Raw genomic sequence first — 20,612 nt, 5'->3', positions numbered from 1 at the left:
CGCGGCATGCTGGCACGTCTCATCGAACTGGTTACGGGCGATGCGAAAGTCCCGGAGGACGATCTGGCATCGATCGACGTACCGATGCTGGCGAACCTGCTCGGCTACCGGTCCTACAGCGCAGACACGGGTCTGTTTTACCAGACGCGGTCGAAGGGCTTCATCCTCGAGCTCGCGCCGTTGATCGGCGCCGACGAACGCGTGGCCGATATCACCGGCACGGTCTTTTCCGATGTGCTGCTGCCGGGCGTGCAGTTCCAGATCATCAATTATGCAAGCCCGCGCATTTCCGAGAAGATCCAGGAATGGATGCTGCCGCGCGTGCGGGCCGGCGGTGTGTTCGAGCGCCTTGCGCGTTACCGGCTTGACCTCCTGCGCAGCGGGGCCTGGGCGTCGCTCGCGAGCGACGGGCCCTTTCTGCTGCGCCAGTTTCGCGTGCTGCTTTGTATCGGCGCACCCGATGGTGCCGGAATCGACACCGGGGATCTTGCCGCAATGCGCGAGGGCATTGTGGCGGCCTTCGATTCCATCGCGGTTCCAAGCCGGGCGCTCGGGCCGGTCGATCTGATCCGCTTTCTCGATGACGTCTTGTGTCCTGCAACCGGGGCAGGCGATGACGCGCCGCATTATAGCCCGCTGGATCCGATCAACGCGCAATGCGTCCGGCGCGATCTTGTCACCCGGACCGAACGCGACCGGATCGTGCTTCATGCCCAGTCGCTGCGCGCGACCGGCAGCGTAGTGGCGGGCGCGCCTGAATTTGCCGAATACACGCCCGACAGGTTCGACGTGCGCACGATGTCGGTGCGGCATTTCCCCGAACGCTGGGCGCCGTGGGACACCCAGAAGATCATCGGCGATGTGTTCAATCCCAAGCTTTGCCTGCCTTGTCCCGTATTGCAGACGATCTGCGGGATCGTTCCCGCTACCGAGGCCTCCGAAACCCGCGCCGGATTCAAGTTCGCGCGCACAACGCAACTGGCCGACGGCAAGGCGTCCCGGCTCGTTCCGGCACTGCGTCGGCAGTCGCAGGAGTGGGAACACGTCCAGGCCGAAGTGCGCCACGGCCAGAAGCTGATGCGGGTCTATTACACGGTGACCATGCTTTCGCCCGAGGGGCGCGGCGACCTTAATGAGCGCACCGTCAAGGCGATCTACAAGGCCGCGGGCTGGGACCTGATCGACGAGACCTATCTCCAGATGGCGGGGCTCATGGCATCGTTTCCATTGCAGCTGGCCGATGGCCTTGCCGCCGACCTGCAGCGCATGAAGCGCTTCCGCACGGTGCTTTCGGCCAATGTCGCCTCGATGGCGCCGCTTCAGGGCGAATATGCGGGCGGGCATATCCCCCACCTGCTCTTTGTGGGTAGGCGGGGGCAGCCGCAGTTCTGGTCGCCGTTCCAGAACACGGCCGGCAATCACAACGTGGCGATCGCGGGCAAATCGGGCTCGGGCAAGTCCGTGCTCCTGCAGGACCTGACCGCGAGCCTGGCCGGTGTAGGCGCGCGGAGCATCGTCATCGACGATGGGCGTTCATTCGAGCACATGGCCAAGGCGCTGGGCGGTACATTCACCGAGTTCCGACTGTCGTCGGGCATCTCGCTCAACCCCTTCCGCATGATCGATGCGACCCTCGCCGATGTGGACGAGGATTACCGGGTCGACTGCCTGGCAATGCTGAAGGCGATCATTGCACAGATGGCGCGCTTCGAAACCCGGCTCAATGACACCGAGCGCGGGTTGATCGATGCGGCGGTAAATTCCGTTTGGGCACAAAGCGCTGGCGACGGGACAATTGACGCGGTGATTGCGGCACTGCGCGCATCCGCCAATCTGTTTGCCGAGGATCTTGCGACGGCGCTGCTGCCTTTTGCCAGTACCGGCACGTTCGGGCGCTTCTTTCTGGGTGACAACACGCTCGACCTCTCGGCGGACCTCACGGTTTTCGAACTTTCCGACCTTTCCTCGCGCGAGGAACTCCGCAGTGTCGTCCTGACCTCGATCATGTTCGTGGCGTCGCAGACGATGCGCAAGCTCGATCGCGCCATTCCCAAGGCGCTGATTGTCGATGAGGCCTGGCAGATGCTCAAGGGCGGGGCGATGGCCGATTTCATCGAGACCTACTCGCGCACCTGCCGCAAATACGGTGCGGCGCTGATCACCGCGACCCAGTCGATTAACGACTACTACAAGTCAGACGGTTCGCGCGCGGCACTCGAGAATTCCGACTGGTTCCTCGTGCTCCAGCAGAAGGCCGAGACGATTGCCGATTTTCGCAAGTCCGCGCGCTTCGAGATGGACAATCATACCGATGCGCTGCTGCGTTCGCTCAAGCGGCAGGGCACCGAATATTCCGATCTCCTGATCCGCGGGCCCGATACACAGGCGGTCTGCCGTCTGGTGCTCGACCCCTTTTCCGCGACGCTTTACTCATCAAGCCCCGCAGTCTTCGCACAGATCGAGCAGGCGCTGCACAGCGGACACGCGATGGCCGATGCGATCGAGGCCGTCGCCTTTGCTGGTCACAAGCAGCCCATCCGCGAGGCCGTGCGGTGACGCGTGCCACATCAAGATTTCCCCGCTGGGGGCTTGTGGCAGCCAATGGTTTGCGGCTGTCGGGATGGCTCGCGGTCAACGCACTGGTGGCGCTCGGGCTTCTGGCAGCCATCACCGGCGCGCTTGGCGGGTTTTCGCTGCGCGGGACCATGCTCCAGCTGGCGAACCTTGCCGCCCACTTTGAAACGGCCCCGCCTGCCCGCCAGCATGACTTTGGTGTGCTGATCGCTGCGCTGTGGAGCGCAGGCTTTGCCGGGACCGGCTTCTTCAGGCGAGCAAGTCTGCTGCGCGCACTGGAACAGGGGAGCGACGCGAGATGACCCAATGTCCCGGCGATGAACATCCCATCGCGCAAGTTCCTGAACCTATAGCCATCCCGCGCCGATCTGCAGGTATGGGGCGTGCGCAAATGGTGGTGCTCGCTGTGTCGATCGCCGTGATTGCCTGGGGCGCTTGGTCTACGCGGGCCATTCTGGATTTACGCGCGCGGCCGGCTTCGTTCGTGAAAGTCCAGCTGGGGGCGCTGGTCGCGGAATATGTTCGGACCCAGGCGCGCTCGGCGGGATCCCCCGAGCAGATCAGGACCGAAACCGCGCTGTTCATGAAATCGCTCGACGCCAGCCTTGCGCGGCGTACCCGCGATGGTCACGTGGTTCTGGTCAGCGAGGCGGTCATTGGCGGGTCGGTGCCCGATATCACCGCCGTGGTGCGCCGCGAGATCCAGGCGCGACTTACCCCGCCGCACCCTGCAAGCGACAGCGGGACCGAGGCCCGGATGCGCGATTATCTTCAGCAGACGGGAGGCACCAATGGCCCGGCCCGCTGACAATCAGGCGCAGACAGCGCGTGGCCGCCTGGCCACGCAGCCCGTGGGCGTTCGGCACCTGACCGCGTTATTCATGCTCGCGGCAGGCAGCGCTGCCATCGCCGCCGTGCGCGACTGGCACGATCGCCATGTGCTGCTGATCAACGTTTCGCAGTCGCTGCCCGACTGGGCGTTCCTCTTGGAACGAGCGCGCTTTCCAGCGCGGGGCGACTATGTCGTGTTCGCGCCAGGCAAGGCCCCGCTCGTGCGGCGGCATTTTGGCAAGCGGCCTGCGCCTTTCGTCAAGATTACCTATGGCTTGCCCGGCGATCTGGTCTCGCGCACGGGCAGCGCCGTCATCGTCAATGGCCGACCTGTCGCGCGACTGAAGCCGCGGACCCGGCAGGGCGAGATCCTGCAGCCAGGGCCGCTGGGCCTTGTCCCGGCGGGATGCGTGTTTGCAGGCTCGCCGCACAAGGATGGGTTCGACAGCCGCTATGCAGAAATCGGCTTCATCTGCCGCGACCGGTTGATCGGAACGGCGGAGGGTATTCTATGAGCAGGGTGCCCATCCGCATTCTGGCAGGCGGGATGACAGGTGCGCTGGTGCTGCTGGCAGGCGATGCACACCCGCCGCAAATGTCCCGTGCGCAAGCTCATGACTTTGGCCGGTTTGGCGAAACCTGGCCGGTGATCGAGCCGGATCTCCTTCAGGCAGTCAGCCAGCGTCTGGCGCACGCGCAGGCTTCGGGGGAGATTGACCGCCTCAACCGGACATTTTCCGACCGTGCGCAGGCCCGCGTGGAACATCCACCCGCCGTTGCGGGTCTGGCGGCTGCAACGCAGAACCGAACCTGGGTCTACGATCCTTCGGTCGCAATCGATGCCGATGTCCGCGATGCCAAGGGCGCGCTGATCGCGGCGAAGGGCCAGCGGATCAACCCGCTCGATCTGGTGCGCCTGCCGCGCGAACTGGTGTTTGTCGATGGCACGAGCAGCGACGAGATGGCTTGGGCGAATGCCCGGGGCAATGACACGCGCGTCTCGATCATTCTGGTGCGCGGAGCGCCACTGGAGCGCATGCACCAGATGCAGAGGCGCATCTGGTTTGATCAGGCAGGCATCCTCACAACGCGCTTCGGGATTACCCATACGCCGGCCTATGTGCGTCAGCAGGGCCGTACCCTTGAGGTAAGCGAGGTCGCACTGCCGCGTAAAGGTGCCGTGTCATGAACACATGGCGCATCCGGTTGCGCGCATTCGCGCCCGTTCCCCTCGCCGCGCCTGAAAGCAGACCTTTGCGGAACATGCGCCTGTCGATGCTGGGTGCGCTCGCCCTGCTGGGAGCGATCTGCCTGTTCTGGAGCGATTTCATCGAGGTGGCGGGCATATTCGGGGTCGCGCTGGTTGCGGCCCTTGTCGTCTATCTCGCGGTGCTCGTTCCGGTCTGGTTGTGCAGGAAAATACACGCCGACGATGCCTGGCTCTTGCGGGAGCGGCACGATGACTAGGCGGGGCCACAGATGCCTGAACCTTCTTCTGGCCGTGGTGGCGCTTGTGCTCGCGTCGCCCGCCGGGGCGCAGGCACCATCGCGCTGCTCGGGGCGTTTCGTGAACCCGGTCACCGATGTGTGCTGGGGCTGCCTGTTTCCGCTTTCAGTCGGATCGATGAAGATCTGGGGGTCGAACCGTGCCGACACCGACAACCCGGATTTTCCGATCTGCGCCTGCGGCTCGCCGATTCCCCGGATCGGTGTCGCGCTGGGCTTCTGGGAGCCGGTGCGCCTGATCGATGTGACAACCAGGCCATTCTGTTTTCCCAATCTTGGCGGGATCAAGCTCAATCCCGGGTTCAATGTCGGCAATGGCTATGTGAGCCAAGGCTCGCAGATCGGGGGACGGGGGCAGAACACGGCCAAGTACCACGTCCACTACTATGTCTATCCGCTGCTCTATTGGCTCGAGCTCCTGACCGATTTCCTGTGCTTTGAAAAATCGAGCTTTGACATTGCCTATGTGACCGAGCTCGATCCGACCTGGCAGGACGATGCGCTGACCACGATCCTCAATCCCGAGGCGGCGCTGTTTACCTCGACCCTCGCGCAGGCGGCCTGCGCCGCCGATTGCGTGGCGGCAACGACGCGCCTGCCGCTCGACAAGCTGTTCTGGTGCTCGGGCTGCAACGGTTCGATGTATCCGATGAACGGCAATATCGGTGCCAATGTCGGCATGGAACAGTCGGGCCGTCTCGCCGCCGAGCACATGCTCTACAAGATGCACCGAACGGGGCTTGCCTGGGGCACGATGGGTTCGAAGGGCCTGTGCGGCAAATACCTGATGCCCGTGCTCAGGAAGCAGCAGTACCGCCTGCAGATGGTGAACCCTTCGCCGATGGTCTCGGGGCGCGAGGCCTGTTCGCCGGTCGGCGCAAGCACGATCCTGCCGCAGTCGGGGCGGGTCACGCCGGTTGTGGGCGAGGACTTGGGCTTCCTCGTCTGGCGCAAGCGCAATTGCTGCGTGCTTTAGGGAGAAGTGGCCATGAAGCGACTGATCTCCTTGTCATTTGTGGTTCTCGGTCTTGGTGCGACGAGCGCTATCCTCGCGCAGACGGTGGGCGGGCTCGATCTCGGCGCGATCGAAGGACGCGATCCCGCCATTGCCGAAAATGCCGAGAACCTCGTGAAACAGGCGCTCACACGGGGCAAGACCGCGGTCGAGAGCGCCAGTGCCGTAGTGACCAGCAGTGAGGCCAATCTGCGCCGCGCGCCTCTCGGAACCGCAGGCGGCGCACAAGGGCCGATGGATTTTGACGCGATTCTGGCCGGGGCAAAGGGTAACCTGACCGCGCCGCGCGGCGGGCCGATGCTGGTCGCCTTTGCCAGCCTGTCGATGCCTGAGGCTTCGCTCAAGCGGGTGATTGGCGACGTGACACAGGCGGGCGGGGTGGTTGTGTTCAGGGGTTTCCCTGGCGGGAATCCGGCCCGCTTTGCCCTTGCCATGCACAAGCTGGTGGAACCTCGTCAAGCAGCGAGCGTGCTGATTGATCCCAGGCTCTTCCGGGCGTTCGGGGTCGAAGCCGTGCCGACGTATGTCGCGGTATCGAGTGATTATGTCCCTTGCGACAGCCTAACCTGCGTCTCCGACGTGCCGCCTTTCGACCGCCTCGTCGGTAACGTCCCGGCGGGCTTTGCGCTCGAGACGATTGCCGGTGCCCGGGGGCCCGGCGCGCCCGTGGCAGAGGCCGCGCTGGCGCGGCTCGGGAGCGCGCAATGATGGCCCGCCGGCAACTGGCTGGCTTCGTGGCGCTGGGCGTGGTGCTCGCCAGCAGTGGGGGCGGTCCGCAAGTCGCGGCACAAACTGCGACACATTCCGCAACACAGGGCGCGGCACAAGGCGAGGCCCTGGCAAGGCAAGTCCAGTCGGTCGCCGGCGCGGCGGTTCAGGACGGCGCGGCACCCTCACTCGTGCCGGGATTTGGCGGAACGGATTTCCCGCAAGGATATCTGGCCGGAGATCCCGATGCTTTGGCGAGCCAGGGCGCCAGCGCGGCGAGGACATCGAGCGCCTACCAGACGGTCATCGATCCGCAGCGACCCTATTTCGATCCTGTAAAAATCGACATGACCCGCGCGACAAGTATCGAGGCAGAGCCCGACAACTATCTCGGTGCAGGCGAGGGGATTTCCGGCAGCGAGGGTAAATGTCAGCCACTGCCAGCGGGCGAAGAACCCGGGATTTCTTATCTGGAGAGCTGCAACGACGGCCTCAAGCCCGTCCGGGCCAGTGCAAGTTGCGATGTCCCGCTCGTCGCCAAATCCGCTCCCCGCTCCGTCTACGACTATTCGTGCCGCGATTGGCCTGACGATGCCTGCGCACTCTTCGATCCTTATCTTGCCGACGGTCGCTGCCGGGTCACCGATGTCTCCACACGCCTGATTTGCCTTAAAGCTGGGGACGGGCCTTGTACCGAACAGCATACCATTACGGTGACCAGGCTGGAGTGCGGCGAAGCCGTGGCAGGGTTGCCTGTTCCGGCAGCGCGCACGATGACGGGCGGCATCATAGCGCCAGATGAGACCCAATGCGCCGCTGCGACAGCGGGGCAAACCTGTACGCTGGAGCAGGAGACCTGCATCGATACCGATCCCGCAACGCGGGACATCGGGGGCGTGGCGGTCACGCAAACCTGCTGGAAATGGCACCGCACATATAGTTGCACCGGCACCGAGCACGCCAATGATTGCGCGAGCCTTGCAGGCAGACCCGGCTGCACTTTTGACCATGAGGAATGCCTTGATGACCCGCAAGTCGGAGACTGCCAGGTCAAGGACGAGGTCTATCGCTGCACGACCAGTAGCAGCAGCGCGAGCGCGCCTGCGAGCCTGTGCGGATCCGATCTCTACTGCCTGGGCGGCGAATGCACACAAGTCGAACGCGAGGCATCGGCGGAATTTCGCGACGCTATCGTCGCGGTGCACGCCATGGGCGATGTGCGCGATCAGTTCGACCCTGCCGACCTGTCGCTGTTCAAGGGCGAGGCGACCGGGTGCCACCGGCCGATATTCGGATTGGTCAATTGCTGCGCGGGGAAAAGTTCGGGATTGCTGACCGCTTCTGCCGGTGCTGCTGCGATCGCGGGCGGCCCGGCCGCAATTGCCGCACTGGCGACGCCGTTCCTGACCCAGTTCCTGTGTTCGTCGGAAGAAAAGCTCCTCGATGTCAAGGACCGCATGGGCCTGTGTCATTACGTCGGGACTTATTGTTCGCAAAAGGTGCTGTTCGTCTGCACCGCCAAGCGCAAGTCGTACTGTTGCTTCCCGAGCAAGCTCTCGCGCATCCTGCAGGAGCAGGGGCGCGCGCAGCTGAGGCTGGGCTGGGGCGAGGCCAGGCATCCCGATTGCCGCGGATTTACCGTCACCGAATTTCAACGGCTCGATCTTGGCGCGATGAATTTCAGCGAAGTCTATGCCGATTTTACGCAAGCGGTGAAGCTGCCCGATGAAGTCGCGACAGCCACGCAGATCCAGGATCGCATCCGCGAATATTACCAGCTTCACGGCCAAACGCCCTCGCCGTGAGCACGAGGAGATCTCCCATGCATCACTCGCGCAAATTGCCTCATGTTCTGGCATTCGTCGGCGCAGCGGCAATGCCGGTCGCCGTGATCGCCGCCAATCCGTCGGACGAAGGGCCGCGCGCTGGCGCGATGCCCCAGGGCGACGCCTTCTACTGCGCCGAACGCCAGCTTGGCACCTGGTTCTACTGCGAAGCACCCAAATCTCCTGATGATAGGGCAACGTCAGGAGCGCCGCCAACCCTTGCTGCGGTGGAGCAGCTGGGCGCGATTACGCGTCAGCTCGATGAGCTGAAGGCGCGGGCGGTACTCGAACCGACGACGGCCAATATCACCGCTTATGCCGCGTTCCAGCGCGAACAACTCAATCGGGCGTCTTTGTTCGCGGACGTGTGGGGCCGCGCGGTCTGGCAGAACCCCGATCTCGATTATACCTTGCACAGACCGGTCAACACGCTGGGCAAGCGCACCTGGCTTGACGGGCGCAAGACCGACCGCGCCGCGACCATGGCTGCCCTCGCCGAGCGCTACGGCGTCTACTATTTCTATGCTTCTGGTTGCGGGGCCTGCGAGGTCTTCGCACCGATCCTCAGGAGCCTGTCGGACCAGTACGCGCTCTCGGTCCTGCCGGTTTCGATGGATGGGGGCCGGTCGAGCGCTTTTCCGAGCTTTGTCGTCAATACCGGCCAGTATGAGAAGATGGGGCTCACGGGCAACCAGGTCCCGGCGCTTGTGTTGTTCGACACGGTGACCCGGCGGCCGGTGCCGATCGGTTACGGCATGATGTCGGCCGACGAGGTCATGCAGCGCATCTTCACCCTCACGCGCGTTGCACCCGGGAGCGATTACTGATGCAGCGGCTTCTCCACACGGCGGCGCGTGGCCTCATGCTTGCCCTTGCGCTCAACGTCGCCCTGGCAGCGCCCGCGCACGCAGGGGTCAATGCCGAGCTCAACACGTTTTTCAACCAGATGGGCGGCGCGGCCAATGTGACCGGGCCATCGGCCTATCAGGGCCAGTCGGCGGGCTATTACACCGGCGGCAGTCTGTGGACGCGGTTCCCGCAGGCCTCGGTCAATCCGGTCAATCTCCAGCTGCCCAATGTGAAAGCGGGCTGCGGCGGCATTGACCTGTTTGGGGGGAGTTTTTCGTTCATCAACTCGGACGAGTTGATTGCGCTGCTCAAGGCGACCGCCAGCAACGCGCTGGGCTTTGCCTTCATGCTCGCGATCAAGTCGATCAGCCCGCAGATCGCTTCGACGCTCGAGGATCTGTCGCAGAAGGTCCAGCAGCTGAACCAGTTCAACATGAACTCGTGCGAGATGGCGCAGAACCTTGTCTCAGGGCTCTGGGGCAAGCAGGCGGGGCGCGAGGCCGAGATCTGCAAGTACATCGGTAACAGCCAGGGCATCTTTTCCGACTGGGCCAAGTCCCGCCATGAATGCAACGAAGGCGGGGCGCGTGCCTCGACTCTGGCAGCAAATAGCGATCCGACGATCCCTGCTGATTCCTACAACTACACCTGGGACATGTTGAAGAAGTCCTATCCCACGTTTGACCAAGATTTTCGGGAATATCTGATGACGCTGGTGGGCACGGTCATCTACGTAAAAGCCCAAAGCGATGCGGGCAATCCCTCCTACCGCTATCTGGGGCAGGGCGATCGTGCGATCCTGACCGCGTTGCTCGATGGCGGGAGCGGCGCGAAAGTCCTGCGCTGCGACAGCGCCGACAGGTGCCTCAACCCGGTGCTTGGCACGTTGTCGATTGACCCGGGCCAGGCGCTCAAACCGCGCATTCGCGCGCTGCTTGAGAGCATGAATGCCAAGGTTCGGAGCAACACCGCGCTCACCACGCAGGAGATCGGCCTGCTCGGGGCAACCAGTATTCCGCTTTACAAGATCGTGACCGTCAATGCGGCAGCCCAGCTTGGCGGCATGTCGTCATCAGACATGGACAATCTCGCCGAAATTGTTGGCGTCGACATGCTCGAGACGCTGGTTCGCCAGTTCTACAATCTCGTGAACCAGGGGCAGGCAAGTTTTCACAATGCCGATGCCGAGACGCTGGGACAGTGGCGCGAGCAGTTGCGACAGGTATCGCTGGCGATGGATAGTGAAAGCAACGGACTCAATGCCCGGCTGACCAGGATGCAGGTTGTGCTCGACCGGACAGTGTTTCTCGAACGCACGTTGCGCAACAGCCTCTCGCCGCAGATGTCCGCTGCGCTCAATTTCTCGCGTGGGCTGTCCGCGCAGGGCCTTCAGTAGGGAAGGGCTGTTTCGCCATGCTCGAGATCTTCACGATCGGGGGCGGGCAGCCCATCGTCAACGTGCTCAATGCCGTGGCGGCCTGGTGCGGGGGAGGGGGCTTTCGCTCGCTGATCCAGGTCGTGATGGTCATGGGGCTCGGCTATGTGCTGCTGATTGTCGCGTTCACCTTGAACTGGAAAGTCTGGTTCAACTGGTTCCTGTCGGCGACCGTCATCTACATGTGCATGATCGTGCCGACGACGAGCGTGAAGGTCACCGACCGCATCAATCCGGGCCTTGCACCAGCGACCGTGGACAATGTACCGATCGGCCTTGCCGCAATTGCGTCGCTGTCGAGCCAGATTGGTGACTGGCTGACGAGGCGCGCGGAGACCGTTTTCGTCATGCCCGACCAGCTGCGCCTCTCGACAAATGGCATGCTCTACGGTGCAAGACTCTACGACCGGACGCGCGGCTTTGAATTCCACGATCCGCGCGTACGCGCCAACGTCGAGAGCTATTTTCGGCAGTGCCTGTTCTACGACATTCTGCTGGGCTTCAGGACGACCGACCAGATCGCGAATTCGACGAACATCCTCGCCGATATGGGACCTGGCTCGCCTGCCCGCGCGATGAAGTGGCTGAAAGCCCCGAACGAAGGTGGCGGAAGCGATATCCGAACCTGTGCCGCGGCCTACACCGCATTGCGCAACGTTGATATTCCGGCGGCGACCGACAACGAATTGACGCGATTTGCGCCCACCGCGTTTCCGAACCTCGCATCGGCGGCTGCCAAGGCCAAGCTGATCGCTGATCTTCCCATCGTAGCGCAGGCCTTCAACGGGGCTACGCAGAGCGCAAGCACGATCTTCCAGCAGCGTTCGCTGGTCGATGCCTTTCTCGAAGCGCGCGCCAATTTCGATGCGGCCGACGGCGATACGTTCGCGATGCTCCGCGCCGATGCCCAGGCGCGAAACACTTATACCTCGATTGCCCAGCAGGCGATGACCTGGGTGCCTTTGCTCGGCATCGTGCTGACGGTCGTGTTCTACGCGATGTTTCCGGTGATCTTCCCGTTGTTTCTGATGCCTCAAACCGGGCCTGTGGCCTTGCGCGGCTACATCACGGGTTTCTTCTATCTTGCGGCCTGGGGCCCGCTTTACGTTGTGCTGCACATGTTCGTGATGGACCGGACGATTGCGGCGATGAATGCGGCGTCGCCCGGCGGCATGACCATGGCGGGGTTGGCCGGGATCGATGCCGTCAGTGCTGACACAGCGACCATCGCCGGCTTCCTGATGATGTCGGTCCCGTTCCTTGCCGCCGGCATGGCGCGCGGCGCGATGGCGGTTGCCAGCAATGCAACCTCGATGCTGGCGCCGACGCAGAATGCTGCCGAGCAGGCCGCGACCGAGCGGACCACCGGCAACTATGCCTATGGCAATGTCAGCTACCAGAATCTCTCTGCCAACACCGTCCAGCGCGACCAGTGGAACATTGCACCCAATTTCACAGGGGGCTTCGGCTATACGACCCAGGTCAACAATAACGGGACGACCAGTTCGCGGACCGCCGATGGAACACGCGTGGAGAATGTAGCGCGCGGCATCAGCGCCTATGGCTTCAAGCCGACGGTCAGCGAAGGGTTTGTCGGCGAACTTCGCAAATCGGCGTCCAACTATCACAGCCGGGCCGACCAGCTTCGCGAAGCGGCCAACGAGAACTGGCGACAAGGCGAGCGGTTGAGCCACGGTACGTCGAGCGGGACGCGCTCGGGCGCGGGCAGTGAGACATCGAGCGGCAGTCAGCAGGGCACCTCGATCTCGGAATACGACCGACGCTCGCGCGCAGAGGGCAGCCAGACCACCAGCAGTCGCACCATCAGCGACACGACATCCGCGAGCGAGGGTTCTCGCAACAATTACGCCTCGGGTACGGCCACGAATTGGAATTTGGGAGGAAGCCTGAACATTGGCGGGTCGCGGGGTGGTACTGGAGCCCGAATTGGCGGAGGACCTGCGTCGCTGACTGGAGGATACGCAATCAGTGCTCGCGATGGTGTATCGTTTGATAAGGGGACAAATCGATCGAGGAGCGATGGGACTTCGGAATCGCAGGGTGAACATTATCGCGCGGATCATGCTGGAGGCCGCGATGTTTCCAATAGCGACGGGACCTATTCGCGGAGCGGTGACTTCAGCCGGAGCGAGACCTTCGCGGAGAACCGCAGTTCAACGGAGCGCTATTACGAACACGCGCAAGCGCTCGAGCATCAGGCTTCGCGCATGGACGAGATTGGCAGGCGGCTCGAGGACGTTGCTTCCTTCAGCGAAACACACGGCTACCAGCTCAGCGAGGACATGTCGCAGTACGTTGCCAGCCGTTATTACGAGCTGGCCAGCACTACCTATCGGGGCCTTGGCGCGCCATCGTTGCTCAATACGACGCCTACGCCGTCGCAGCGCGCCGCGCGCGATCTGGTAGTGGGCAAAATCTTGGAAGATTACGTGCTGACCGAGGTTGAGGCCGTGCAGTCTCGCCTCGTCAATCCGACCGCCGCCATGGGTGCGGTCGATGGCCCCACTCGATTAAGCATGGAGCGCCCGCATGGGGTCGTGCCAGGAAGCCATCCCATCTCGTCTGCGCACTCAACCCATCCTAACGAAAATGGCACGGCGAGGGAATTGCAGCACGGGTCAGCTGAACTCGATCGCGCCCAACACAACCGGCAGAGCGAACAAGATCAGGCGGTTCGCGGTGCACAAAGCCTGCATGACGAACACACGCGGCGCACCAACGCCGAATGGTTTGACGACCGAACCGATTAGGTGCCTTGCGTCCAGGATGAGGCGATGAACAGGAAAATGGCTGCGGCACCTAGAAATATCAGAAGCTGCGACCAGTTCGGCCGCCTTGCGCCATCGATCGGGTGGTTCATCTCCTCCATGTCGTCCATGGATTTCCGCAGATAAACGTCGATGTCGTTGATCCCGTCATCGTCGCCGAGTTCGGCTTCCCACATTGGTGCGTGTCTGCGCATGGATCATCTTCCTCGTGGAGAGGTAGATATCATGCCTTTCAATGGTTTGGGAGACGAATTCATCGCCTATTCGATCTGATCACTCGCAATTTCCACTGTCCGATAACAGCTCTTCACGGACAGTGGAAATGGAGGTATGGCTAGGTGGGTTTTGGCGCAGGGAAGGGCGGAAAATGGCGATTACAGGCGAGGATGCCGCCAGAGATTGCCCCCGGTTCCCTGTTGCGCCGCTCACGGCGGTTCCCACAGCCGAAATCTCTTACCCAGGGAGGGTGTTGGGCGATGAGATCGCCGCAGCGCGGGGCTACCGCGCCCAGGCCAAGGCGGCGAACACCCTGCGGGCCTATGCCAGCGACTGGAACCAGTTCGAAGGCTGGTGTGACGAACGTTCGCTCGACCCGTTGCCGGCGCCTCCTGAAGCGGTGGCAACGTATCTTGCTTCGCTCGCGCTGGCGGGCAAAGCGGGTACGACCATCGGTCGCCATCTTGCTGCGATCGGATGGAAGCATCGGCAAGACGGGCAAGTACCGCCGAGTGCGCGAGATGCGCGCATGGTGATCGGCGACACCCTCGCGGGGATCCGCCGCGACGCGAGAGCGCGGCCCAGCGCCCGCAAGGCGGCGATCACCGCCCGTGATCTGGCAGCGATGATCGCGGTCGCCGATGGGCAAGGCACACGCACAATCCGCGACCGGGCGATCTTGGTGCTCGGCCTCGCGGCAGCGCTACGACGCTCCGACCTGGTTGCGCTCGAAATGCGCGATGTGGAAATGGTGGACAAGGGTCTGAAACTGACGCTGCGCCACTCCAAGACCGACCAGGAGGGGGAAGGGCAGATGATAGCCGTGCCCTCGGGCAAAAAACTCAAACCCGTTGAACGGCTTAAAGCCTGGTTGACGGTCCGTGGTGGTCGTGAGGGGCCGCTGTTCTACCAGATCGACCCCCAAGGGCGGCTGACCAACAATCCTATGTCGGATCGCTCGATCGCGCGGCTGATCCAGAAATATGCAGGGATAGTGGGGCTCGATCCTGAAAAGGTAGGCGGCCATTCGCTGCGCGCGGGGTTCCTCACCGAGGCTTCACGGTCCGGTGCGACCATTGCCAAGATGCAGGAGGTGTCGCGGCATAAGAAGGTCGAGGTGCTGCTGGGTTATGTTCGTTCCGCCGAATTGTTTGACGACCATGCCGGCGAAGAGTTTTTATAAGCCATTGCAAACTAAAGATAATGGGATCTTATCGATAGTGACATTGCCCTTCAAAGCGCCTATTCAACGCGCATGGCCACGAAATCGCTCTCCGTCCCCTCCGCCGCCAATGCTGCTATTGGTGTGGGCGAGATCGTGGTCGTCCGCGCCGCGGGTGAGGCGCCACTGCCGCGAAGGCGTGACGGACGCGCTACCGACCGAGTTCACCAGCTTACCGACCTGCTCGCGGGGCTCGTCGGAAAAGACGCAGCGATCGACCATCTCGCCTTCCGCAAGAGCCTCGAAGCGCGCGCCCCGATGAGCGTCAAGGCGCTAGCCAATGACCTCTCCTGCTATGCTGGCTTCTGCGCCCGCACGGGCGGCATTGCTCTGCCCGCCAGCGAGGCGCGGATCGTTGCCTATCTGGAGGATTGCGAAAGGCGGCAGCTCAAACCGGCGACGGTGGGCCGACGCCTGGCCAGCCTTGCCGTGGTGCACGGGCTGCTCAGTGCGCCAAGCCCCACGCGGGGACCGATCGTGCGGGATGCGCTGCGCGGGTTCCGTCGCCGGGTCGATGTGACGCAGCGCCAGGCGGGGCCGCTGCGGTTTGGTGAGGGGATCGGCCTCGTTCCCGCCAAAGGGTTCACCTTGAGTGCGCTATTGCAGGCCTGTCCGGAGACGCTGCCGGGTCTGCGCGATGCGGCGCTGCTTTCGCTGGCTTACGACACCGGGTTGCGCGTGGCAGAGTTGGTGCGGGTGGCCTGCGATCACATTGCGGTCGAACCCGATGGCTCGGCGGTGCTCACTGTGCCGAATTCCAAAACCGATCAGGAAGGGAAGGGGGCTTACGCTTGGCTCTCGCCCGACACCATGCGGCGACTTGCAGCCTGGCGTGAAGCAAGCGGAATTTCTGAGGGGGCGCTGTTTCGGCGTATCGGTGTGGTTCGCACCAAAGCGCGTGCCGCTGCGCCAACCGAAGCACTCCCGGCCCCGCCGGGGTTCCAGTGGCGGCTGCCTGCCGGCGCGACAGTGTCTCCGGACACGAAACCCGTGCTGGCAACAACAACCTATGTCATCGGCGAGGAACCGCTGACGCCGGCAGCGGTGCGATTGATCATCAAGAGGGTCGCACAGCGGGCAGCAGACGAGTACCTCGTCAATCTCGTCGGCAAGGACCTCGACTCGGCGATCGCGGCGCTCAGTACGCATTCGCTCAGGGTCGGGTTGACCCAGGATTTGTTCGCCACCGGCGAAGACGCCGGACCGATCGCGCAGGCGCTGCGGTGGACGTCGACGTCCACCGCGCTGCGATATGGCCGCAAGCTGGCTCCGGCATCCAACGCAACCGCGCGAATGCTGCGCGAGGTGAGGAGATAATGGCCTCAAGCAGCCAATCCGTTGCCATCAATTATGGCAGAGCGGGCCTGAACTTGGCGTCAGGAATGATCGAAACTTTGGCAGCCGACAACAAGGCGCGGGGGCTCAACATCCGCGCGCTGCTCGAGAGTTGTGGCGAGGATCTGCCGGGGCTGCGTGATCGGGCGCTGCTATCGGCCGCTTATGACACCGGGCTGCGCGCCTCCGAACTGGTGGCGGTCGCCATTGAGCATATTGAGGAGGCGATCGATCCCGAAGCGCGGCTGCTGCAGATTCTGCGTCATAAGGGCGATCAAGACGGGGAGGGGGCGACCGCCTACCTCAGCCCGCGCACCGTCGCGGCGATCGCGGCGTGGACCGAAGCGGCGGGGATCACGACAGGGCCGCTGTTCCGGCGGGTGCAGGTGCGGCGCTACAAGGCGCGGGCAGCCGTGCGCGGTCGGCCGATCGACAGCATCTCGGGCCGGGAGACGTGGGATCTGCGCAAGACGCTGTCCAAGCCGGCGGTGAAGGCGCGCGTCGAATATGACATCGGCACCGTGGCGCTGCACCCGGGCTCGATCGGACCAATCTTTCGGTCGATCATCGGCCGCGCGTTCGACCGTGGCGCGCTGCCCGATTTGACGGCGGACGATCTGGCGCGGTTGCTGAAGGGGATCAGTGCGCACTCGACGCGGATCGGGCTCAATCAGGACCTGTTCGCCAGCGGGGAGGATTTGGCCGGCATCATGGACGCGCTGCGGTGGAAGTCGCCGCGGATGCCGCTCGCTTATAATCGCAATCTCGCGGCAGAGCAGGGGGCGGCGGGGCGCCTTATGGCGAAGATTGGCTAGTCATGACGGCCTAAATAGGTCTTTGGATGATGCCGTGCGACCACACGACGGCGGCAGGTAGATCGAGGGATTTGCGCAGCGGCAAGAACCGGAGAAGGGAGGCTGAGCCCCCGGGGTCTTGAGCTACAACGTTAAGCCTAAGAAACGGGCAGGGGCCTGGTAGCGCGTAGTGTATGAGCGAAGCCACCATCGCTCAAACTCATCAGCACAGTCCAATTTCGAAGAGGAAACAAGAAAGTGGTTCCGGAAACGGTATGGATCTTATCCTGTGTAAACGCTCGCGCTAAATGGCGGCGTTCTGATCGCGCTATTTGTCAGTTGCCGGGTCCGATGACGAGGCAATCGCGCGCGGCCTGAACGATGTCAGCGGTGACCTCCTCGACGCGGTTGAGGGTCATGATCCGCCGCATCTGCGCGAACAGGCGCTCCATGAGCCGGAAGTTGCCGCGCGTGATGCGGATCACGGCTGCCTGCGCTTCGATCGCGTCGAGTTGGGCCGGGTCGAAGCTGATCCCGAAATCGCCGGCGTGGGTCGCGAGCAGCAGCCGCATTTCGGTCTCGGTAAGCGGTTTGAACTCGTGGACGAAGCCGATCCGCGAGTAGAGCTGGGCATAGCGGGCGAGGCGCTTCTCCAAGCCCGGCATACCCATCAGGATCAGCCCGAAGCCGTGGCGATCGGCCATGTCGCGGAGATGTTCGAGCGACTTTATGGTCAGGCGGTCGGCCTCGTCGACGATGACGAGGGGGCAGGCGATGCGGGCGGCGTCATGGGTGATTTCGTCCTGCGAGCCGCCCGCGACCGTCAGCCGGGCATAGCCCAGCTTAATGAGGTTGAGGCCCAACACCGCGTCGATCGTCTTGGGCGTGTTGCTGACCGACACGGTGTAGAAGACGGCGCGGCAGCGAGCGACCTTTTCGCCAAGGAGCGCGGCAATGGGACGGAGCGCGGCATATTCCCCCAGGTCGGGGAAGCTGGAAAACTCGCGCGCCGATCGCGTCTTTCCGACGCCCGGCCGGCCATGACACACGCCGATATAGCGGTAGTGCGCGCAGGCTTCGGCAAACTCGACGAACCGGGCATGTTCGCGGGTCGCCAGGAACGGCTGCTCGACCAGGAACTCAATCGTCAGCGGCGTAGAGCCGGAGCCCTCGGTAGGTGGTGGGCCGGGAAGCCGTATCCTCTTGGTCGCCATCGAAGGTCTCCGTGGGGGCAGGCACCTGCTTGTCGCGCTCCTTCGCGCCGCGCCGGGCGCGCTGGATCGCGCGCAACGACGGGTGCCCAGCGTGCTCGGAGCTGAGCGCACGGCAGACGAACCGGCCCTGGTGGTAGACGTGGATCTCGGTCAGGTCGCGGGGGTCATAGACCGCCTCGACCTGCTCGCCGACGAAGGCCGCGAGCGTGGGTTCGACATAGCGCCTGCCCATCAGACGGATGCCGTCGCGCAGCACTTTACGGGGCTTGGGCACGTGCACGAACAGCATGTCGAGCTGTTCAAGGCTGTCGGGCATTGCGGGCAGGAACCCGCCCTTCTGCCAGCGCGTGATCGGCGGTTCGCCGGTGCTGCCATGCGGGCGACGATGATAGACGCCGCACACGAACGCCTCGAAGCGGGCGCGCAGCTCGTCGAGCGTGAGCACTGGCGCCGACAGCGGCTTGCCCGCGATCAGGTGGCCGGGCAGGTCGGGCAGGAACATGTCGTTGATGGTGCGGAACAGCCGCTCGATCTTGCCGCGCCCGCGAGGACGCCCCGGCAGCGAATGGATGAGGCGGATTTTGAGGGCGATGCACGCCTGCTCGATATGCTCGGAGATGAAATCCGAGCCGTTGTCGACGTAAAGCTGTTCGGGAATGCCGCTGACGATCCATTCGGGATTGGGCTTGCGCCAGATCGCCTGCCGCAAGGCGAGCGCCGTGTTGAGGGCACTGGGGGCATCGAGGCTGAGGAAGTAACCGGCGATGGCTCGGCTGTGATCGTCAACGATGACGGTCAGCCAAGGACGCACCGGGGTTCCGGCATCATCGAGCACGAGAATGTCGAGAACGGTATGATCGGCCTGCCACATCTCGTTCGAGGTCGCGGCTTCGCGCCGATGCACTAGCTCGTGCTGGTCGCGGTAGACGGCCGGATCGGAGGCTGCGGCGATCTGGCTTGCCGGTATCGCCCTGACGACACGCGCGACGGCCGCATAGCTGGGGGTTCGGTGTCCATGCGCGATGGCGAGTTCCTGCACCTTTCGGTGAATGGCGGCGACCGGGGGTCGCGGGCGCTTGGTGGCGAGAGTGCGGGTCAGTTCGACCAGATGTTCCGGCAGGTGCAGCCTGCCCCGATCGTTGCGCGGCAGACGCGCGAGACCGGCAAGTCCTTCGGCACGGTAGCGCCCGAGCCAGCGCTGCAACGTCCGCTCGCTCAGCGTGCCGGTGCGGGCGAGGTCCGCGAGCGGGATGCCATCGGCGAGGTGCGGTTCAAGGACGCGGTAGCGCTCGATCGCCAGCGGCGGGACAAGCGCCGGATGCGTCACCGCCGACGGTCCGTGTCGCAGGTAAGGAAAACGGAGATTTGCCTGCCCATCGCCATGCGAGTCCGCTCGCGTTGCCAAACCGGCCTGTTCGACGTAAATCTACCCGGTAAAGAAAACTAGGGCAACATAGACCTGCCGATGACGACTTTCTTCCCAAACCGCGCCCGATCGGGGCGCCACCGGCCCTACGCATGAAAATCGGTTACGCCCGCGTATCGACCGCCGAGCAGAACCTGGACCTCCAGCGTGATGCGCTGAAGGCTGCCGGCTGCGAGAAGGTCATCACCGACAAGGCCTCCGGGGCGACTGCCGCTCGCCCTGGATTGGAAAAGGTGAAGGAGCTGCTTCGCGCCGGCGACACACTGGTGGTCTGGCGCCTCGACAGGCTCGGCCGCTCGCTCCGTGATCTGATCGGATGGATGACCTACCTCGACGAGGAAAAGGTCGGGCTGCTGAGCCTGCACGAGGCGATCGACACGACCACCACGTCGGGCAAGCTTACCTTCCACCTGTTCGGGGCATTGGCGGAGTTCGAGCGCAACCTGATCCGCGAGCGGACCCAGGCCGGTCTCACCGCAGCCCGCGCTCGCGGCAAGAAGGGTGGCCGGCCGGCCGCACTCGGCAAGGACAAGCGCGACCTGGCCGTCAGGCTCTACCACGAGAACACGATGCCGATCGCCAAGATTTGCTCGATGCTCGGCATCTCCAAGCCAACACTCTACGCCTATGTGCGATCGGCCGAGACCAAGCCGGTAGCCGCGTAGCGACGCTCGCCGACAAATAGCGCGATCAGAATGCCGCCACTTAGCGCGAGCGTTTACATCGGAACCTAGTAGGGCTGTTTCGGCGACCTCGGCCGCGATCGGCGCGCGCCTCCCGCAATCGACCGTTTGACAGACATTGGTCGATCTGTGGGGTCTATCTGCTGCACGCCTCACATAGGCCGCAAACTTCGATCACCGGCTTTGTTG

Annotated in this window: 18 protein-coding genes and 1 pseudogene; 16 read left to right on the top strand and 3 right to left on the bottom strand. The window is 63.6% G+C overall.

The annotated features are described in order from the left end of the window. Positions 1-6 precede the first annotated feature (6 nt). Genes traC through B7X90_RS07280 form a run of 12 tightly spaced genes read left to right on the top strand, consistent with a single transcriptional unit; the run spans position 7 to position 13,515 of the window. Positions 7-2,556 carry a type IV secretion system protein TraC gene (traC, locus tag B7X90_RS07335; protein ID WP_292623105.1) on the top strand — a complete coding sequence of 850 codons (2,550 nt, stop codon included), beginning with the start codon at positions 7-9 and terminating at the stop codon, positions 2,554-2,556. Then, complete coding sequence (locus B7X90_RS07330; RefSeq protein WP_292623104.1) at positions 2,553-2,876, top strand: hypothetical protein; 324 nt, start codon at positions 2,553-2,555, stop codon at positions 2,874-2,876. The genes traC and B7X90_RS07330 overlap by 4 nt, the downstream gene beginning before the upstream one ends. Then, entirely contained in the window at positions 2,873-3,382 is a 510-nt protein-coding gene (locus tag B7X90_RS07325; protein WP_292623102.1) for a TrbI F-type domain-containing protein, read from the top strand. The genes B7X90_RS07330 and B7X90_RS07325 overlap by 4 nt, the downstream gene beginning before the upstream one ends. After that, entirely contained in the window at positions 3,366-3,920 is a 555-nt protein-coding gene (locus tag B7X90_RS07320; RefSeq protein ID WP_292623099.1) for a S26 family signal peptidase, read from the top strand. Before B7X90_RS07325 ends, B7X90_RS07320 begins: the two co-directional genes overlap by 17 nt. Continuing rightward, complete coding sequence (gene traW / locus B7X90_RS07315) at positions 3,917-4,594, top strand: type-F conjugative transfer system protein TraW (protein WP_292623098.1); 678 nt, start codon at positions 3,917-3,919, stop codon at positions 4,592-4,594. Before B7X90_RS07320 ends, traW begins: the two co-directional genes overlap by 4 nt. Next, entirely contained in the window at positions 4,591-4,872 is a 282-nt protein-coding gene (locus B7X90_RS07310; RefSeq protein ID WP_292623095.1) for a hypothetical protein, read from the top strand. The genes traW and B7X90_RS07310 overlap by 4 nt, the downstream gene beginning before the upstream one ends. Next, complete coding sequence (traU, locus tag B7X90_RS07305) at positions 4,865-5,887, top strand: conjugal transfer pilus assembly protein TraU (protein ID WP_292623093.1); 1,023 nt, start codon at positions 4,865-4,867, stop codon at positions 5,885-5,887. Before B7X90_RS07310 ends, traU begins: the two co-directional genes overlap by 8 nt. Positions 5,888-5,899: 12 nt before the next feature. Next, a complete protein-coding gene (trbC, locus tag B7X90_RS07300) occupies positions 5,900-6,634 on the top strand; it encodes a type-F conjugative transfer system pilin assembly protein TrbC (RefSeq protein ID WP_292623092.1) in 735 nt (244 codons plus the stop codon). After that, a complete protein-coding gene (locus tag B7X90_RS07295; RefSeq protein WP_292623090.1) occupies positions 6,634-8,439 on the top strand; it encodes a conjugal transfer protein TraN in 1,806 nt (601 codons plus the stop codon). The genes trbC and B7X90_RS07295 overlap by 1 nt, the downstream gene beginning before the upstream one ends. Positions 8,440-8,456: 17 nt before the next feature. Further along, positions 8,457-9,287: a conjugal transfer protein TraF gene (locus B7X90_RS07290; RefSeq protein WP_292623088.1), complete on the top strand. Its 831-nt coding sequence runs from the start codon at positions 8,457-8,459 to the stop codon at positions 9,285-9,287. Then, positions 9,287-10,705, top strand: coding sequence for a conjugal transfer protein TraH (locus B7X90_RS07285; RefSeq protein ID WP_292623086.1), 1,419 nt, complete (start codon positions 9,287-9,289; stop codon positions 10,703-10,705). The genes B7X90_RS07290 and B7X90_RS07285 overlap by 1 nt, the downstream gene beginning before the upstream one ends. A 17-nt stretch (positions 10,706-10,722) precedes the next feature. After that, the gene (locus tag B7X90_RS07280; protein ID WP_292623085.1) at positions 10,723-13,515 is read left to right on the top strand and encodes a conjugal transfer protein TraG N-terminal domain-containing protein; all 2,793 of its coding nucleotides are present in this window, start codon (positions 10,723-10,725) and stop codon (positions 13,513-13,515) included. Here the strand turns inward: B7X90_RS07280 and B7X90_RS07275 are convergent. Next, complete coding sequence (locus B7X90_RS07275; protein ID WP_292623084.1) at positions 13,512-13,727, bottom strand: hypothetical protein; 216 nt, start codon at positions 13,725-13,727, stop codon at positions 13,512-13,514. The genes B7X90_RS07280 and B7X90_RS07275 overlap by 4 nt on opposite strands. Positions 13,728-13,999: 272 nt before the next feature. On the opposite strand from B7X90_RS07275, the gene B7X90_RS07270 reads away from it, so the two are divergent. From B7X90_RS07270 to B7X90_RS07260, 3 genes and pseudogenes are all read left to right on the top strand, one after another. After that, positions 14,000-14,932, top strand: coding sequence for a site-specific integrase (locus B7X90_RS07270; protein ID WP_292623136.1), 933 nt, complete (start codon positions 14,000-14,002; stop codon positions 14,930-14,932). A 72-nt stretch (positions 14,933-15,004) separates the two neighbouring features. Then, the gene (locus tag B7X90_RS07265) at positions 15,005-16,288 is read left to right on the top strand and encodes a tyrosine-type recombinase/integrase (protein WP_292623081.1); all 1,284 of its coding nucleotides are present in this window, start codon (positions 15,005-15,007) and stop codon (positions 16,286-16,288) included. Between the two features lie 92 nt (positions 16,289-16,380). Continuing rightward, positions 16,381-17,121 (top strand): annotated as a pseudogene (locus B7X90_RS07260) (integrase); the annotation flags it as partial. 314 nt (positions 17,122-17,435) lie between these two features. Here the strand turns inward: B7X90_RS07260 and B7X90_RS07255 are convergent. Beyond that, positions 17,436-18,314 carry an AAA family ATPase gene (locus B7X90_RS07255; RefSeq protein WP_009824028.1) on the bottom strand — a complete coding sequence of 293 codons (879 nt, stop codon included), beginning with the start codon at positions 18,312-18,314 and terminating at the stop codon, positions 17,436-17,438. Continuing rightward, a complete protein-coding gene (locus B7X90_RS07250) occupies positions 18,241-19,641 on the bottom strand; it encodes a Mu transposase C-terminal domain-containing protein (RefSeq protein ID WP_292623078.1) in 1,401 nt (466 codons plus the stop codon). Before B7X90_RS07250 ends, B7X90_RS07255 begins: the two co-directional genes overlap by 74 nt. A gap of 191 nt (positions 19,642-19,832) precedes the next feature. On the opposite strand from B7X90_RS07250, the gene B7X90_RS07245 reads away from it, so the two are divergent. Continuing rightward, positions 19,833-20,405, top strand: a complete 573-nt coding sequence (locus B7X90_RS07245; protein WP_007407197.1) for a recombinase family protein — start codon at positions 19,833-19,835, stop codon at positions 20,403-20,405. The last annotated feature ends 207 nt before the right edge of the window (positions 20,406-20,612 follow it).

The organism is Novosphingobium sp. 17-62-19 (assembly GCF_002256775.1).
GTDB lineage: Bacteria > Pseudomonadota > Alphaproteobacteria > Sphingomonadales > Sphingomonadaceae > Novosphingobium.
This window is presented reverse-complemented; position numbering and strand designations above follow the sequence as displayed.